Origin of the sequence: Bacillus cereus group sp. MYBK220-1 (assembly GCF_051916445.1) — a bacterium.
In the GTDB taxonomy this organism is placed as follows: Bacteria; Bacillota; Bacilli; order Bacillales; family Bacillaceae_G; genus Bacillus_A; species Bacillus_A cereus.
In genome coordinates, this window is record NZ_JBQAGQ010000008.1 from 73,583 (window position 1) to 89,103 (window position 15,521).

Below are 15,521 nucleotides of genomic sequence, written 5' to 3' on the forward strand. Positions count from 1 at the left end.
TCCTTATAAAAATGGACGAAATAGTCCTTTTATTGTTTGTGATAAATTTTTATAGGCTGATGAACCATGAAACTCAAGATCGAAATTAACCTCTTCAAGCCAATGTGAATCAAATGCCCCCGCTTCAATATACGGTTCAATATCGTTTCTTCCCGTTGGATTGAAATGAAATACATCTACTCCAATTTGATTCAAAAATAGTAATAAAACAGCATCAGAACGAGTTAACTCTCCACTCTTCTCATTATTAAATATAACAATTTTCGGTACATCTTGTGAATAATCAAATTTCTCAAGCTGTTCTAAAATATTCGGTGGTATTTGAGAAAGTTGCGCGAAAACATATAGCGCTACATCTTGTTTCGTCTCTTTCGCAATTGGTTTACACATTTCACTTTCACACGTATGGATAATCGCTTCTGCAATTCCATGCTGTAAACCTTCCGGTAAACGCTTATGCGGCCACCAATGGCTATTCATAATTAGATCAGGATGCAATTTCCCAGCTCGGTCCAATGCATCTCGATAATGATATTGGAAGTTTGCTTTTTGCTCTTTCGTAAATGGGAATGTATTAATTAATAAACTGTTATCAAATGATGTAACAGCCTTTAATCGTTGAAAATATTCTTTATCATTCTTTGAAACGCCGGATATTTTCGCAAATAAAGAAGGGATATAAATGTGTTTATTTTCAACAAAGAATGTCGGGCGTACAAACGCCTTTTCTTTCGTAATTAAAAAGAGTTCATCATATGTTGTTTTTAGTGTACGAGCTACAGGCGTATAGGAACGGAATTGCCACGGCTTGTACAGCAGTGAATTATCGTGGTGAAGTACTTGTTCAATTTCTTTCGAAGCTTGATACGCTACTGTTGCAACACGCTCACGGCGACGATCAGGGAATGGTTCAAGCGAAATGCGACTTGAATGAGATACAACAAAAGTTCTTCCCTCTTCATCAATATTTTCAAATCCATCTTTTCCTTCTGGGTGATAATAAAGCACATCACAACCGAGCATAATAAGAAAGTATAAGAAATATATACGGCTTTCCTGTGCATCACCGTACCAAATGATACGCGGCATTTGTTTCTTATAGTTAATCGTAGAGAACCACTTCGCTACGTAATTTTCGCTTAGTTTAATTATGTCGATTAAGAAACGACGGAAGCCTTCTGTCTTTAACGACTGATTATGTTGCTTCTCATATAATTTCAATAGTGAAATAAACGTCGTATGTATGTAATGCTGTAAATCAGGATTGTCTACTTTCGGTAAAAGTTGTTTCCCAGATAAGTGTGCAACTAGCCTATTTACTGTCAGACCATTTGGTGCTTCTTGATGTAATCCGAACACTTCTTGAATATGACGAAGCTTTTCCGAATCAATCACTTTGTTTAAATTTTGTTCGTGTAAAACTTCGATTCCTTTCGCTTCACTATAATCAAACAGTTCATTAAAATATTCATCTACATCATTAGGAACGCCAAGGATTCGACATGCTATATAACTAAATTTCATCTCATTCTCTGTCAGCTCATATTGTGGGCGTTTTTCTAAAAGCGTTTCAAATTGCTTTAAATCTGATTCATCTTTTAATGCATATGGTTGAAGTGTAAAACGTGAAAACACAACAGTTCACCTCCAAAAACATTTACGTTTTTTCTAAGTCCTTCTTCTATTATAAACTATTTTTGGTTATAAAAAATGGGCGCTCGCAAAACGAGCAAACCCATTTCAATTATTTATTGTCTTCTTTAGTAGCTGCAACTTCTTCTCTAGCTTGTCCAGAATTCTTCATGTAGTGAAGTATAAATGTTGCTCCAAATGCTACAACTAAAATAATAAAGAATAGTGTATGACTAATCTCAATCTCGATTAAAGACAGTAACATTTTTGCTGCAATAATTAAGATTAAAATGTATGCTGTCGTTTCAAGCTCTGGAATACGCTCTAACAATTTTAAGAATACACCAGCAATACCACGCATCATTAAAATACCTAGCATTCCGCCTAATAGTAAAATCCAAACTTCATTAGATACACCAAATGCAGCAAGTACGCTATCTACAGAGAATGCGATATCCATTAATTCAACCATCGCAACTGTTCCCCAGAAGACACCAAACATTCTAAAGAGAATACTATTTTGATTCATACCGTGAGCTTCGTCTTCTTCACTTGCACCTTTACGCTTATCAATAAAGTATTTTACTGATAACCAAGCAAGGTAAAGTGCACCAAGAAGTTTTACCCACCATAATTTAATTAAGAACATTCCGATTCCAATCGCAATAAAGCGGAACACATAAGCTCCAATAAGTCCATAGAATAATGCTTTTTTACGTTTTTCTTCCGGAAGATGTTTTACCATTACCGCTAACACAAGTGCGTTATCAGCAGATAATAATCCTTCAAGTACAACAAGTGTACCAATTAATCCCCAAGATACTGGATCCTGCAACACTTTAATCCACATGTCCAAGTCGAAAAACTGAGCATACGTATCAAGGATTCCTTGCAAAATACTCATCTTACCTTTATCCCCTATTCTTTGCTAGATTTATAGAAAGGTCAAAAAAAGGAAACGAATATCGTTTCCTTTCTATGCATCCAAGCCATACGCTCTTACAAGCGCACCTAAACCACCTTGGAATCCACTTCCTACTGCATTAAACTTCCACTGTCCATTATGACGGTATAATTCACAAAAGACAACTGCTGTTTCGATGGAGAAATCTTCCCCTAAATCAAAACGAAGAACTTCTTCACTCGTTTCTTCATTCGCTAAACGAACAAACGCATTTCCTACTTGCCCAAAGTTTTGACTACGGCCTTCTGCATCATAAATCGTAACTGTAATAGCAATTCTGTGCACATCTGCTGGAACTTTCTTCAAGTCCACAACAAGTTGCTCATCGTCACCTTCACCTTCACCTGTACGGTTATCTCCTGTATGTAAAACAGATCCACAAGGAGACTGTAAATTATTATAGAAGATAAAATCAGTTTCCTTCGTACATTTTCCGTTTGCATCTAATAAAAAGGCAGATGCATCTAAATCGAAATCGGCTCCGCCGTCATAAGATTTAATATCCCATCCAAGACCAATTACTGCTTTTGTTAAACCAGGGCTTGTCTTACCTAAATCGATTTTCTGGCCTTTTTGTAATTGAATAACCATCTATATTCACCTCTATATTTTTATCTTTAAAAATATATCCATCAGTAAACATACATTTCACCGATGGATATATAAATCAAATCTATTACTCTACATCTAAACCAAAGTTATTACATAGAGACGCTAATCCACCTTGGAATCCACTTCCGATTGCATTGAATTTCCAATCACCTGCATGACGATATAATTCACCTACTACTACGGCTGTTTCAATAGAGAAATCTTCTCCTAAATCGTAACGAATTAATTCTGCATTCTTTTCTTCATCAAGAATACGTACGAAAGAATTAGAAACTTGTCCGAAGTTTTGGCTACGGCCTTCTCCATCATAAATTGTAATTGTGAAACAAATACGTTCGATGTGAGCAGGAACATTTTTCAAATCTACTTTAATCGCTTCGTCATCGCCTTCACCTTCACCAGTGCGGTTATCTCCTAAATGCTCTACAGCACCATTCGCACCTTTTGGATTATTATAGAAAACGAAATCTTCAGCTCCTGAAACTTTACCATTCGCGCCTACTAAGAAAATACTAACATCTAAGTCGAAATCGTTTTGTCCGTCATAACGATTCGTGTCCCAACCAAGTCCTACAAGAACTTTCGAAAGACCTGGATTCGTTTTTGTTAAGTCTACCTTTTGTCCCTTTTTCAATGAAATTGATGCCATATACAATTCCTCCTCGGTTATTTTATTGATAACGTGATACAATCTCACTTAAGTTTTTATCTTGCGTGCCTTCTCCAACTGCTGAAAACTTCCATTCACTTCCGTGACGATACATTTCACCTGCAATTAGAGTTGTTTTGCCAGCATAATTATCCGATAAATTATAGCGTGCTAATTCTTCACCAGTTTGCGGGTTTTGAATACGAATATATGCATTACGAATCATCCCGAAATCTTGACGACGATTTACACAGTCATAAATATTTACAACGAATACTAAACGATTAATACGGCTTGGAACTTTATGTAATTCTACGAAAATTGTTTCGTCATCACCAGCGCCTTCACCTGTTAAATTATCTCCTGAATGAATAATACTACCACAAGTAGAAAGTTTATTTCCGAAGTAAACTAAATCATTTTTGTTTAAAAAACGATCTCCTTCTAACATAACAACAGATGCATCACAATCTACATTTGGTTTACTTCCAAATAATGAAGACAGAAATCCACCTGATTGCCCAATTGGATCCCAGCCTAAGCCAACCTGTAGTTTTGCTACTTTTGGTTGTCCTTTCGTTAAATCGATCTTTTGACCTTTTTCTAAAATAATAGGCATGAAGTTTCTCCCTTTCTACAAAGCATTTTCCAAATCGGAAAATATTGTATTCTTCTCTTATATTGTAGCATTATTTACCTAGCGATAAAAAGGATAAATTCTCAGTTATATGAAAACATTCATATAATTTACTTATGATGATGTAAGAAGTGGTAAATAGCACCAATCATTCCTGCACAATTACCGTTTTGCGCAAGTTCAATCTCACAATTATTATAAATCTCTTGATTTAAGTATTTACTGACCTCTTCTTTTACTTCTTTTAAAAACTCATTTCCTCTATCGGTAATTCCTCCACCAATAATAATCGTTTCTGGATTAAAAATATAAGCAAGATTACTAATTCCGATTGCCAAATGTTTAAAGAAAATCCCAACTGCTTGAGCAACTTCCCGATCTCCTTTATCATACAACTCGAAAATTCTTTTCCCATTCCACTTGCCTTTGCCTTTATATTTGCTTACAAGTCGAATTAATCCTGAAATCGAAGCAACCTCTTCAAACGTTTTTCCTTCTATTAACATATTCCCCCATTCACCAGCACTAAATGAATGTCCTCGGTACAATTTTCCATCTATAAAAATTGCTCCCCCAATCCCTGTTCCAAGGGTGAGCATAATAAAGTTATCTTTCTCTCTTCCACTACCATTCCACTTTTCTCCAAACGCTGCACAATTCACATCATTGTCAATCGATACTGGAACTTTTAATATCTCTTGCAATCTATCAATAATAGGAATAGTACTATATCCCGGAATATGATCCGCACCTCCCGTCACAATTCCTTTATTAATATCAACAATTCCCGCAGTGCTAATACCGATTCCGGCAATAGTATGTTCATTCATTATTTTTTTGGATACATATATAAGTTTTTGAATAATTTGTTCTCCGCCTAAATGAATTTCTGTTGCAACTGTTTGACGCTTTAATACTCTCCCTATTTCTGAAACAATACCATACTTAATTTGCGTACCGCCAATATCAAACGCTATATACTCTTTCATCTGCTGCCACTTCCTCTACCGTTATAAATGTAAATTCTCCCCCTCTACTATTTGCAGGAAATCTACATTAACTCTTTTCTGCTTTGACAAATACACCACCTTTTTCTATATATAGTTTTTTTTGCATAAAACTCTTTTTCCTAAGAAATATTACAAAGGGATGTATTTTAGATGGAACATTAATCTCTTAGGAGGAAAACCATGACGAAAATCTTCATTTTAGCATCAACACTCTCTTTATCTTTTTTTAGCGGTTTAAATATCGGTAATGCTGCAACTGAAAACTTCCAACCATTAACAAACGCTATTGTACAAAATAGCGATCATTTTGCAGAAGGAAACTCAAAGGATAATAATATACCTCCAGGAAATAACGGTTCTCAGGACGATACTGGTTCTGGCGGTAACGGTTCTCAGGACGATGCTGGTTCTGGTGGCAATGGTTCCGGCGGTAACGGTTCTGGTGACAATGGTTCTGGCAGTAACGGTTCTGGTGGCAGTGGCTCTGGTGGCAATGGTTCTGGTGGCAACGGCTCTGGCGGCAGTGGCTCTGGTGACAACGGTTCTGGCGGCAATGGCTCTGGTGGCAATGGTTCCGGCGGTAACGGTTCTGGTGGCAATGGTTCCGGTGACAACGGTTCTGGTGGTAGTGGCTCTGACGGCAGCGGTTCTGGTGGCAATGGTTCTGGTGGCAACGGTTCTGGCGGCAGTGGCTCTGGTGACAACGGTTCTGGCGGTAATGGTTCTGGCGGCAATGGCTCTGGTGGCAATGGTTCCGGTGACAACGGTTCTGGCGGCAATGGCTCTAGTGGCAATGGTTCTGGCGGTAACGGTTCTGGCGGCAATGGCTCTGGTGGCAATGGTTCTGGCGGTAACGGTTCTGGTGGTAACGGTTCTGGTGGTAACGGTTCTGGCGGCAATGGCTCTCAAGGTGGCAATCGTGTTAAAGGTGATAGCAGTTCTCAAGGGGGTAATGGCTCTCAAGGTGGCAATCGTGTTAAAGGCGATAGCAATTCTCAGGAGGGCAACGGTTCTCAAGGGGGTAATGTAAAAGATAATACGAAAAAACAAGGTGATAAATTACCTAATACTGCAACGCATTACCCTATATCTATTTTAATGGGGCTTTCAACATTCCTAATTGGTATGTTACTGTTTATTCGTCGTAAAAACGTAAAATAAGAACAACATCCTTCCATCTAAAAAGTACATGAAATACTGTATAAAACTAAAAAGGACTTTGGATTACATTTTATTATGCAGCCCAAAGTCCTTTTATCACCTATCAGAAAAAGTATTAATACGCTTTTCCCCAATACACCATTTGTTTAGCTTCTTTACCACAACAAATACATTCTTCAGCTAAATGCTCTTGCTCAAAAGGCATACAACGTGAAGATACGCCAACTTCTTCTTTTAGTTTTTCTTCACAAGCTAATTCCCCGCACCACATTGCCTTAATAAAGCCTTGCTTTTCGTCAGCTATTTTTTTCATCTCTTCGAAATTTGTCGCAACATACGTATTCTCATCGCGAAATGCTTTTGCTTTATTAAATAAAGCAATATGAATTTCTTCAAGTAATGCTGGAATACGTTCTTCTAATTGATCCATTGGTACAAACTCTTTTTCCTTCGTATCTCTTCTTACAAGTACAACTTGATTCTTTTCAATATCTTTAGGGCCAACTTCTAATCGAATTGGAATCCCCTTCATTTCATACTCATTAAATTTCCAGCCTGGTGTTTTATTACTAGCATCTATTTTTACTCGTGCAACCTTTTGAATATGTGCTTGTAACTCTGTTGCTTTTGCTAAAACTCCTTCTTTATGCTGAGCAATTGGTACAATAACAACTTGCACTGGAGCGACTTTTGGTGGCATTACAAGTCCATTATTATCACTATGAACCATTATTAGCCCGCCTATCATTCTTGTTGATACACCCCAAGATGTTTGGTGCACATATTGCCACTTACCGTTACGATCTAAAAACTTAATATCAAATGCTTTAGAGAAATTCGTTCCAAAGTTATGAGAGGTTCCTGTTTGAAGTGCTTTTCCATCATGCATTAAACTTTCAATTGTATAAGTTGCCTTTGCTCCAGCAAACTTCTCTTTTTCTGTTTTTTGTCCTTTAATAACTGGTATTGCTAAATAATCCTCACAGAAAGAAGCATATAAGTTTAAAATATTTAATGTTTCAGCCTGCGATTCTTCTGCCGTTTCATGGATTGTATGACCCTCTTGCCATAAAAATTCAGTCGTACGAAGGAATGGCCTAGTTGTCTTCTCCCAACGAACTACTGAACACCACTGATTATATAACTTTGGCAAATCATTATAGGATTGCACAATTTTTGAAAAGTGCTCACAGAATAAAGTTTCAGATGTAGGACGTACACAAAGTCTTTCCGCTAACTTTTCATCTCCGCCATGCGTAACCCATGCTACTTCAGGAGCAAATCCTTCAACATGATCCTTCTCTTTTTGCAATAAACTCTCTGGGATAAACATTGGCATATATACATTTTCATGGCCAGTTTCTTTTAACTTCTCATCCATCACCTTCTGCATATTCTCCCATAAGGCATAACCATACGGACGTAAAATCATGCATCCTTTTACACTTGAATAATCAACAAGTTCGGCTTTTTTTACAATATCGGTATACCACTGCGCAAAGTCCTCTTCCATCTTCGTAATGGCTTGCACTTGTTCTTTTGCCATAGTCAGTCTTCCTCCTTCTAGAAAATACAAAAAAGCCCGCGTCCCTAAATAGGGACCGAGCTTTGTCGGCGTTACCACCCTGATTCATGCACAAAAATTGCGCATGCTCTCTTTTTGATAACGGGAAATTCCCGCTGCATATGCAGAACTCAAAGGCAGGTTCCATATTGCCTTTTTAAGAATCTTTCAGCCTGACGGATTCTCTCTCTGCTAAAAAGGTTGAACATGTACTAGTCCTTTTTCATCGTTATAACGAAATAAATTTGTTGATTATCATAATATAAATTTCAACCCAAAACAAGAGTGAATTTTCTTATTTTTATATTCTTTTCATTTTTTACAGTTTTATACGTAGCTTTTTCGCGTAATTTTTACAAGTTGATGTGCAATCATACCGATAAGTGTACCAAGTAGGACGAAGAAACCAATAAATCCATATCCCATTCCTTCCCACCCACCAATAACCATCATTGTAACGGGAAAGGATGCTAAGCAAAGAAGTATTAAACTAAGTGCAAATATAATATCGAACTGTTTGTCTGGAAACCGTTTCTTTAGTAAATATGAAATAGCAAATACAAGGATAATCGTGACTCCGCCAATGATGTAAAAGATACCAAATCCATCTAACCAATCCATAGTGTTTCCTCCTTCCATAGATTCCCTTATACTTAATTATATGTTTAATTTTTCTGAAAATAAATAATAAATTTTCACATAGAAATATATTTTTATTACTAGGTATTAATAGTAATATATAAGAATAGGTTTTATATAATCAGGAGGGAACTTTATGGATAAAGCATTAACAAACCATGTCATTATTTTATCATTCGACTGTTTATCAGCTTTAGATTTTCCTATACTACAAAAACTACCTCATTTCCAATCTCTAATAAAAAAGGGCACGGTTGTCGAAAAAGTAGAACCAATTTATCCTTCTGTAACATATCCAAGCCACTCAACAATCGTAACCGGTAATTACCCTAACAAGCACGGTGTTGTTAGCAATACGTTACTTCAACCAGGGCGTGAATCACCTGATTGGCATTGGTACCGAAAATCAATAAAAGGAACAACATTGTATGATGAAGCGCGCAAAGCAAATTTAACGACAGCTGCCCTTCTATGGCCTGTTACTGGAAGAGCGAACATCGATTACAATTTACCAGAAATTTTCCCCAATAGACCTTGGCAAAATCAAGTGTTAGTTTCCTTATTTAGCGGTAGCCCACTATACCAATTAGATTTAAATCGTCGTTTCGGCCATATAAGAAATGGTTTATCACAACCAGAACTGGATGATTTCGTCCTCGCCTCTGCTGTGCATACAATCCAGACGAAAAAGCCTAATGTCATGTTTGTACATTTCACCGATTTAGACACACAAAGACACTATCACGGCTTTGAATCTAACGAAACAATAGCTGCTATCCAGAGACACGACGAACGTCTAGGGAAAATTATTCAAGCACTAAAAGAAAGTGACTTATACGAAGAAAGTACAATTATTGCCCTTGGTGATCATAGCGCTTTAAGTGAAAACAAATCCATCCAATTAAATGTGCTATTCCATCAAAGAGGACTTATATCTCTTAATAAAAAAGGAAAATTAGTAGACTGGAAAGCCTATTGCCAAAGTTGCGACGGCTCTGCCTATGTATATGTAAAGGACAAAAATGATACGGATACAATTCGGGAGGTACAACTACTCCTTGAAGAACTACTTCAAAATAAACAAAACGGAATTGAATTTATACTTCATGATGAAGCTGCCAAAGACTGCGGTGCAGATGGTAATTGTTTATTCATGTTAGAAGCACGAGAAGGGTATTATTTCACTGAAAACTATACAGGAGATTTTATAAAAGAAATTACCGAAAAAGATGTTACGCCTAGTAAAAAATATACATTTGGTACGCATGGATACTCTCCAACAAAACCTAACTATGAAACAATTTTTATCGCTGCTGGGAAAGGGATAAAAAGCGGCATTACCATACCGTATATGAGACTTATTGATGAGGGCCCAACTATCGCTAGACTACTCGGTTTACACTTAGGTGAAACAGACGGATCAATTGTAGAGGATTTACTCCAATTGTAAAGAACTTTGTATATATGTAAAAGTTATGTAAAATTCATCATTGTTTCTCTTTTTATAATTTTTATTTTTGTACACTGTTAGTAAAACAAATTTGAGGGGGAACATTATATGAAAAAAATGTCCAGACAAGAAAAAAGCTGGATATTATACGATTGGGCGAACTCCGTATATTCGCTCGTCATTACAACTGCATTATTTCCAATTTACTTTAAAGCAGCTGCAAAAGAAGCGGGTTTATCTGGGGCAACTTCAACAGCATATTGGGGATATGCAAACTCATTCGCAACACTTTTAATTTCTATACTTGCTCCTATTCTTGGCACAGTTGCTGATTATAAAGGATTTAAAAAACGTTTTTTCACATTCTTCTTTGGACTCGGTATCGTATTTACAAGTATGTTAGCAGTCGTTCCAACCTCTCAGTGGTACTTATTGCTAGGGTGCTATATGCTCGCCTTAATCGGCTTTGCTGGAGCAAACATTTTTTATGATGCATTTTTAGTAGATGTCACTTCTGAAGATAGAATGGATCGAATTTCTACGAGAGGTTTCGCTTTAGGCTATATTGGGAGTACTATTCCATTTATCGGTTGTATCACTCTTATCATTCTTGCTCAAAAAGGAACTATCCCTTTATCAGTTGGCATTGCTAGTCAAATTTCATTCGCGATAACAGCTCTTTGGTGGGGGTTATTTACAATTCCAATGCTAAAAAACGTAGAGCAAACGCACTATATTGAACGTCATCCAAGACCTATTAGAATGAGCTTCAAACGCCTTGCTGATACTTTTAAAAATATTAAAGAATATAAAACTGTATTTATGTTTCTAATCGCTTACTTTTTCTATATTGACGGAGTCGATACGATTATTACTATGTCTACCGCTTACGGAACCGATCTCGGTATTAGTGCAACGAATCTATTAATCATATTATTTGTAACACAAATTGTCGCTTGTCCATTTGCTTTACTATATGGAAAACTATCTGAAACATTTACTGGTAAAAAAATGTTATATGTCGGTATCATTATTTATATCATTATTTGCACATATGCTTATTTCTTAAAAACGACACTTGATTTTTGGATTTTAGCAATGTTAGTTGCTACATCTCAAGGTGGTATTCAAGCACTAAGTCGTTCATACTTTGCAAAACTAGTACCAAAAGAATCTGCTAATGAATTCTTCGGATTTTATAATATATTTGGGAAGTTTGCCGCAATTATGGGTCCGGTATTAGTCGGTGTTACAACGCAATTAACAGGAAAAACAAACGCTGGTGTTCTTAGTATTATTGTTCTGTTTATTATCGGAGGATTCTTACTAACTAGAGTTCCAGAAAATAATACATCCGTTACACCACCTAGTCCAAAGACTAAAACGCTCTAAGAAAAGATCCTCTTCTCATAAGAAGAGGATCTTTTTTATTTTTAAAGGTGCGCCTTATAATGAACGACTCTACTGCTTGTACAAAAATAATTTATCAACAGTTGTTCCTAATACTTCAGCTAAACGGAACGCTAACGCTAAACTTGGATCATATTTATTATTCTCAATTGCATTTATCGTTTGTCTAGAAACCTTACATTTATCAGCTAATGCGCCTTGTGAAATATTATTTTCAGTGCGTAATTCATAGATTTGATTTTTCACACCATTGCTCCTAACCTGTAAAATCGTTTTTACAACATCAGTATATAATTGGCTCATATAGTTGTCAAAAGTTCCTCAAAGAAAAAGGGAGCAATATTGCTCCCTTACAATAGTTATTTCGAAGCTAACGAATTTGTTAGTGCCTCTTTATTAGCAACATCTTCTTTTTTTATTTGCATACGTAGAACTGGCCCTATCGCTAATAAAATAAGTGCCATTGCTATACAAAACACAGTAACTAGTGAAGTTAGTTCCTTTAATCCTCCAGCTAGTGAAGTTCCAATTAGCATTGCCCCCATAAACAGTGGTAAAATCGTCCCATTTACTCTTCCAACCATATTTTCTGGTACAAGTTGAATCATAAGCGTACCGACAACAATATTAACACAAGCTAAACAAATACCTGTTCCAAACCTCATGAAACTAGTAATCCAAAATGATGTAGATAGCCCTTCTACTAAAAATGACATTGCTAATATGCCCATACCGAATACAAACATTTTTTTCGGATTCACTTTTGAAGCGAAAATTGCAGCAACAATACCACCAATTAACATACCTATTCCATCAGCTGCAGCTAAATATTGAACTGCTTCCTTTTCCATTCCAAGGCGTTCTATTACAAGAAACACCTCTAATGGAGTTGTTAATCCAACAGCTAAGCCTATAATGGTGAAAGTGATCGTAATCATACGTAAATTTTTCGTATGAAGAACATACTTCCAACCTTCTTTTATATCATTTTTTAATGAATCTCTCGCCACTTGCTCTTTTTCAACCCATTTTGGTAAGAATGAAAGGGCGATAGCAGATAACAAAAATAAAATGATTAAGCTATATAGTGACGTAAATAAACCAAGTTGTGTATACACAAGCGATCCTACCACTGGTCCAAAAATCAGAAATAATGACTGTAATGTTTGGTTAAATGCAATTGCATTTGCTACCTCTTCTTCTTTTACATAGCGCTTAAATATGCGCGAAGATGAGGGCTGAGAAAACTGGCCTACAATCGCGGAAATGAGTGTTGCAAAAAATATAGCCTGCCAATAATCCAGCTTTAACAACAGGACAATTCCTATAATAGACAGTACACTTAATACATCTCCAGCGACCATTGTTCTTTTCGGATTCCAGCGATCAGCTAGCGCACCACCGATAAACGAGAAAATAAAAATAGGTGCATATTCCATAACTGATAACAAAGAAACAGAAACCGGATCATTATTCGTTCGCTCCATTATGAAATATAAAAGAGCCATATTTCTGATCCAAATTGCAAATTGTTGTAAAATATCAGATGCCATAACGAGCATAAATGCTCGGTTTTTAAATAAAGCGTTCATTTTCATCCCCCTTTTACAAACCGACCGTTCGGTCTATTTTATTTTGTAAGAAAAGCAACTGACCTATTATTCAGCTGCCATTCCTTTTAACAATACATCTATTGCCTTTTTATAAATACGCTTCAACTCTTTATAATCTAGCTCGTAGTAAAGTACTCCAAGCCCTGATAATAATCCATTCACAATATACATAAGATCACGAGTATTATCTTCACGGAACTCTCCAGACTGTATACCTGCTTCAATTAATTTCTCAAACATAACATATGATTCTCTAGTTAAAGCTAATAGTTCCTCCAAAATCTCTTTACTTACAACTTGACTCATAGAGAATTCCTCTATTGCATTTGAAATTGGTTGCTGTATGTCCTCTACATGATATTCCGCGAGACCATATAGTTTTTCAGTACTAGTGCTATACAACTTCTCTTTTTCATTCCATTTTTCAACCCAATCATACGTATGCTGTTTCACTACAAATAAAAATAATTCTTCTTTACTTTTAAAGTGATAATAAATGCTTCCTTTACTTCGCTCTGTAATTTCACAAATCTCTTCCATAGATGTAGCTGCGTAGCCTTTCTGTGAAAATAGACTTTTTGCTTTATATGCAATTTCTTTCTTTATCTCTTCTGCGCTTCTTCTCATATTCACACCTCTTTAAACCGACCGTTCAGTTTAATAATAACAAATCAAAAACCTCTATCGCAAGAGGCTATATTCCTTATTTAAGAAAACGTACTTTCAAACCAAGTTCGAATCATATGTATTGTTCCAAATTTAAATGCTAATTTAACAAAAAACACGCCTCCCGCAGCTAATAAAAATAACACTACTTTCCCCTTATTTTTCACTTTCGGTTCCCTTTTCATTTCCATTCCCCTTAGTATGTTAAAAATATTAATCAAACGTTTGTTTAACTGTGTTTATGCATATGTAAGCCAACTAATCAAACGTTTGTTTAAAAAGAAATACGCCTATATAAGGCGCATTTTCATCAATCACCACCGCCACCGCAGCTTCCCCCGCTATCTCCCCCAAAAGACCCTCCACAATCATGTGAACCGCCATCATGCGAGCTATCATTATCCGATCCAGCAAAGAAAAATAATGGTGATGAGCTGTTAGATGAATTATGTATGTTATTTTGTTTCGCCAAGTTCACCTTCTTTTTGTTCGATCGAACTGCTGTTACGATTATTCCAACTACAACAAATAATAGTATGACAATAATAAATCCCATATAAAAGCCTCCCCTATTCCTCGAATAATTGAATGATTCTCTCTAGATTTTCAAGTGAAATGAAGCGTGATTCACGAAGAATTTCTTTTCCATTATGAAATAATAAAATTGTTGGCCCTGTAAATACTCCATATCGCCCCGCAATCTCTTGCATGTCTTGTAGTAATATCTCTATTTTCTCTACGTAATCATAATTCTCTAATACGCAATTTACTTTTCTTAGCATAACATCACAAACACCACAATTTTCCGTTTTAATAAACAGAAGTACCAATTGTTGTTCTTCGATATAGTTCGCTAATTCTTCTATCGTTTTAAATGTAGTCATCTTATCCCTCTTAGCGTAATTTACGAAATACTTTGTCTTGATACATACGAAAAGCTGAACTATCTTTAATCTTTCTCTTTTCCATTACCTGCTGAAAACGAAGCGTTTTTGCTGTTAACTCTTCTCGTAATTTCTTTCTCTCTTCTTCATCATAACAGCAAGCAATTAAATCCTCTATTTTTAATATATCTTTTTGTAGTTCCATTTCTGGTGGAATCATTCCCGCATTTTTTAAAATTTTATAACTCATTCTAAGTTCTGGAGGTACCATTGAAAGATCTTCTAATTGTAGTGGTTTTCCTTTTCCCGGAAGATAATCAAGATCACCATTCCGTATTGCTTGTCGAATTTTTTCTTCAGCAATGTTCAAAAACACATCCACACTATTCCCTCCTTTACATATTTTTACTATTATTTTACATGATATTTCCTTATCTTTCTACGTCTTTAATAATTGGCTCCATACAATTTTTTCTCAAATTTATTTATAATGAGCTTTTTCTTCCCATACCAATCTTTCGTTTTCATATATAGTTTGTATTCAAGCCTTTTTGTATTGAGAAAGTCTTTTTCAACTTAATAAAGCGTTTACACTAAATCTTACATTTGTTACGATTTAATCACCCCCAG

The 15,521-nt window shown here is 35.9% G+C and carries 18 protein-coding genes and 1 other annotated feature; of the genes, 3 read left to right on the plus strand and 15 right to left on the minus strand.

Features of this window, described 5'->3' with window-relative positions; genetic code table 11:
- Positions 1–3 precede the first annotated feature (3 nt).
- The 6 genes from ACTFRU_RS24385 to ACTFRU_RS24410 all read right to left on the minus strand — a co-directional run bounded on the left by ACTFRU_RS24385 (position 4) and on the right by ACTFRU_RS24410 (position 5,483).
- A complete protein-coding gene (locus ACTFRU_RS24385; RefSeq protein ID WP_000492859.1) occupies positions 4–1,635 on the minus strand; it encodes a YceG family protein in 1,632 nt (543 codons plus the stop codon).
- 109 nt (positions 1,636–1,744) lie between these two features.
- Positions 1,745–2,536, minus strand: a complete 792-nt coding sequence (locus ACTFRU_RS24390) for a TerC family protein (RefSeq protein WP_000025704.1) — start codon at positions 2,534–2,536, stop codon at positions 1,745–1,747.
- A 72-nt stretch (positions 2,537–2,608) separates the two neighbouring features.
- Complete coding sequence (locus ACTFRU_RS24395; protein ID WP_000236643.1) at positions 2,609–3,187, minus strand: TerD family protein; 579 nt, start codon at positions 3,185–3,187, stop codon at positions 2,609–2,611.
- 85 nt (positions 3,188–3,272) lie between these two features.
- Positions 3,273–3,857 (minus strand): TerD family protein, encoded by a 585-nt coding sequence (locus ACTFRU_RS24400; protein ID WP_000146726.1) that lies wholly within the window; start codon positions 3,855–3,857, stop codon positions 3,273–3,275.
- Between the two features lie 22 nt (positions 3,858–3,879).
- Positions 3,880–4,476 carry a TerD family protein gene (locus ACTFRU_RS24405; protein WP_001121586.1) on the minus strand — a complete coding sequence of 199 codons (597 nt, stop codon included), beginning with the start codon at positions 4,474–4,476 and terminating at the stop codon, positions 3,880–3,882.
- Positions 4,477–4,604: 128 nt separating this feature from the next.
- Positions 4,605–5,483 (minus strand): ROK family protein, encoded by an 879-nt coding sequence (locus ACTFRU_RS24410; protein ID WP_000666117.1) that lies wholly within the window; start codon positions 5,481–5,483, stop codon positions 4,605–4,607.
- 201 nt (positions 5,484–5,684) lie between these two features.
- Here ACTFRU_RS24410 and ACTFRU_RS24415 point away from each other — a divergent pair, with 201 nt between their 5' ends.
- Entirely contained in the window at positions 5,685–6,665 is a 981-nt protein-coding gene (locus tag ACTFRU_RS24415; RefSeq protein ID WP_440037939.1) for an LPXTG cell wall anchor domain-containing protein, read from the plus strand.
- Positions 6,666–6,780: 115 nt separating this feature from the next.
- Here ACTFRU_RS24415 and proS read toward each other — a convergent pair whose 3' ends face one another.
- Both proS and ACTFRU_RS24425 read right to left on the minus strand, forming a co-directional pair.
- Positions 6,781–8,211: a proline--tRNA ligase gene (gene proS / locus ACTFRU_RS24420; RefSeq protein WP_001040985.1), complete on the minus strand. Its 1,431-nt coding sequence runs from the start codon at positions 8,209–8,211 to the stop codon at positions 6,781–6,783.
- A gap of 47 nt (positions 8,212–8,258) precedes the next feature.
- Positions 8,259–8,465: a binding site (T-box leader), on the minus strand.
- A 91-nt stretch (positions 8,466–8,556) separates the two neighbouring features.
- On the minus strand, positions 8,557–8,850 hold the full coding sequence (locus ACTFRU_RS24425; RefSeq protein WP_000383865.1) for a YesK-like family protein: 294 nt from the start codon (positions 8,848–8,850) through the stop codon (positions 8,557–8,559).
- Between the two features lie 154 nt (positions 8,851–9,004).
- Here ACTFRU_RS24425 and ACTFRU_RS24430 point away from each other — a divergent pair, with 154 nt between their 5' ends.
- Together ACTFRU_RS24430 and ACTFRU_RS24435 are read left to right on the plus strand one after the other, a co-directional pair.
- Positions 9,005–10,318 carry an alkaline phosphatase family protein gene (locus ACTFRU_RS24430; RefSeq protein ID WP_000356414.1) on the plus strand — a complete coding sequence of 438 codons (1,314 nt, stop codon included), beginning with the start codon at positions 9,005–9,007 and terminating at the stop codon, positions 10,316–10,318.
- Positions 10,319–10,426: 108 nt separating this feature from the next.
- Complete coding sequence (locus tag ACTFRU_RS24435) at positions 10,427–11,710, plus strand: MFS transporter (RefSeq protein WP_000738816.1); 1,284 nt, start codon at positions 10,427–10,429, stop codon at positions 11,708–11,710.
- Between the two features lie 69 nt (positions 11,711–11,779).
- Here ACTFRU_RS24435 and ACTFRU_RS24440 read toward each other — a convergent pair whose 3' ends face one another.
- The 7 genes from ACTFRU_RS24440 to ACTFRU_RS24470 form a co-directional block, all read right to left on the minus strand.
- Complete coding sequence (locus tag ACTFRU_RS24440; protein WP_002023181.1) at positions 11,780–12,031, minus strand: helix-turn-helix transcriptional regulator; 252 nt, start codon at positions 12,029–12,031, stop codon at positions 11,780–11,782.
- Positions 12,032–12,087: 56 nt separating this feature from the next.
- A complete protein-coding gene (locus ACTFRU_RS24445; protein WP_044307350.1) occupies positions 12,088–13,320 on the minus strand; it encodes an MFS transporter in 1,233 nt (410 codons plus the stop codon).
- A 66-nt stretch (positions 13,321–13,386) separates the two neighbouring features.
- Positions 13,387–13,968: a TetR/AcrR family transcriptional regulator gene (locus ACTFRU_RS24450; RefSeq protein ID WP_001254452.1), complete on the minus strand. Its 582-nt coding sequence runs from the start codon at positions 13,966–13,968 to the stop codon at positions 13,387–13,389.
- Between the two features lie 80 nt (positions 13,969–14,048).
- On the minus strand, positions 14,049–14,192 hold the full coding sequence (locus ACTFRU_RS24455; protein WP_326302931.1) for a histidine kinase: 144 nt from the start codon (positions 14,190–14,192) through the stop codon (positions 14,049–14,051).
- A gap of 125 nt (positions 14,193–14,317) precedes the next feature.
- Positions 14,318–14,563, minus strand: coding sequence for a hypothetical protein (locus ACTFRU_RS24460; protein ID WP_000505774.1), 246 nt, complete (start codon positions 14,561–14,563; stop codon positions 14,318–14,320).
- Positions 14,564–14,576: 13 nt separating this feature from the next.
- Positions 14,577–14,891: a thioredoxin family protein gene (locus ACTFRU_RS24465; RefSeq protein WP_000206514.1), complete on the minus strand. Its 315-nt coding sequence runs from the start codon at positions 14,889–14,891 to the stop codon at positions 14,577–14,579.
- 10 nt (positions 14,892–14,901) lie between these two features.
- On the minus strand, positions 14,902–15,273 hold the full coding sequence (locus tag ACTFRU_RS24470) for a J-domain-containing protein (protein ID WP_000382375.1): 372 nt from the start codon (positions 15,271–15,273) through the stop codon (positions 14,902–14,904).
- Between the last annotated feature and the right edge of the window lie 248 nt (positions 15,274–15,521).

Excerpts from the sequence above, each read along its gene's own strand:
- ACTFRU_RS24425 (WP_000383865.1), bottom strand. The coding sequence starts at position 8,850 with ATGGATTGGTTAGATGGATTTGGTATCTTTTACATCATTGGCGGAGTC.
- ACTFRU_RS24405 (WP_001121586.1), bottom strand. The coding sequence starts at position 4,476 with ATGCCTATTATTTTAGAAAAAGGTCAAAAGATCGATTTAACGAAAGGA.
- ACTFRU_RS24430 (WP_000356414.1), top strand. The coding sequence starts at position 9,005 with ATGGATAAAGCATTAACAAACCATGTCATTATTTTATCATTCGACTGT.
- ACTFRU_RS24415 (WP_440037939.1), top strand. The coding sequence starts at position 5,685 with ATGACGAAAATCTTCATTTTAGCATCAACACTCTCTTTATCTTTTTTT.
- ACTFRU_RS24400 (WP_000146726.1), bottom strand. The coding sequence starts at position 3,857 with ATGGCATCAATTTCATTGAAAAAGGGACAAAAGGTAGACTTAACAAAA.
- ACTFRU_RS24390 (WP_000025704.1), bottom strand. The coding sequence starts at position 2,536 with ATGAGTATTTTGCAAGGAATCCTTGATACGTATGCTCAGTTTTTCGAC.
- ACTFRU_RS24445 (WP_044307350.1), bottom strand. The coding sequence starts at position 13,320 with ATGAACGCTTTATTTAAAAACCGAGCATTTATGCTCGTTATGGCATCT.
- ACTFRU_RS24455 (WP_326302931.1), bottom strand. The coding sequence starts at position 14,192 with ATGAAAAGGGAACCGAAAGTGAAAAATAAGGGGAAAGTAGTGTTATTT.
- ACTFRU_RS24435 (WP_000738816.1), top strand. The coding sequence starts at position 10,427 with ATGAAAAAAATGTCCAGACAAGAAAAAAGCTGGATATTATACGATTGG.
- proS (WP_001040985.1), bottom strand. The coding sequence starts at position 8,211 with ATGGCAAAAGAACAAGTGCAAGCCATTACGAAGATGGAAGAGGACTTT.
- ACTFRU_RS24410 (WP_000666117.1), bottom strand. The coding sequence starts at position 5,483 with ATGAAAGAGTATATAGCGTTTGATATTGGCGGTACGCAAATTAAGTAT.
- ACTFRU_RS24460 (WP_000505774.1), bottom strand. The coding sequence starts at position 14,563 with ATGGGATTTATTATTGTCATACTATTATTTGTTGTAGTTGGAATAATC.
- ACTFRU_RS24465 (WP_000206514.1), bottom strand. The coding sequence starts at position 14,891 with ATGACTACATTTAAAACGATAGAAGAATTAGCGAACTATATCGAAGAA.
- ACTFRU_RS24450 (WP_001254452.1), bottom strand. The coding sequence starts at position 13,968 with ATGAGAAGAAGCGCAGAAGAGATAAAGAAAGAAATTGCATATAAAGCA.
- ACTFRU_RS24440 (WP_002023181.1), bottom strand. The coding sequence starts at position 12,031 with ATGAGCCAATTATATACTGATGTTGTAAAAACGATTTTACAGGTTAGG.
- ACTFRU_RS24395 (WP_000236643.1), bottom strand. The coding sequence starts at position 3,187 with ATGGTTATTCAATTACAAAAAGGCCAGAAAATCGATTTAGGTAAGACA.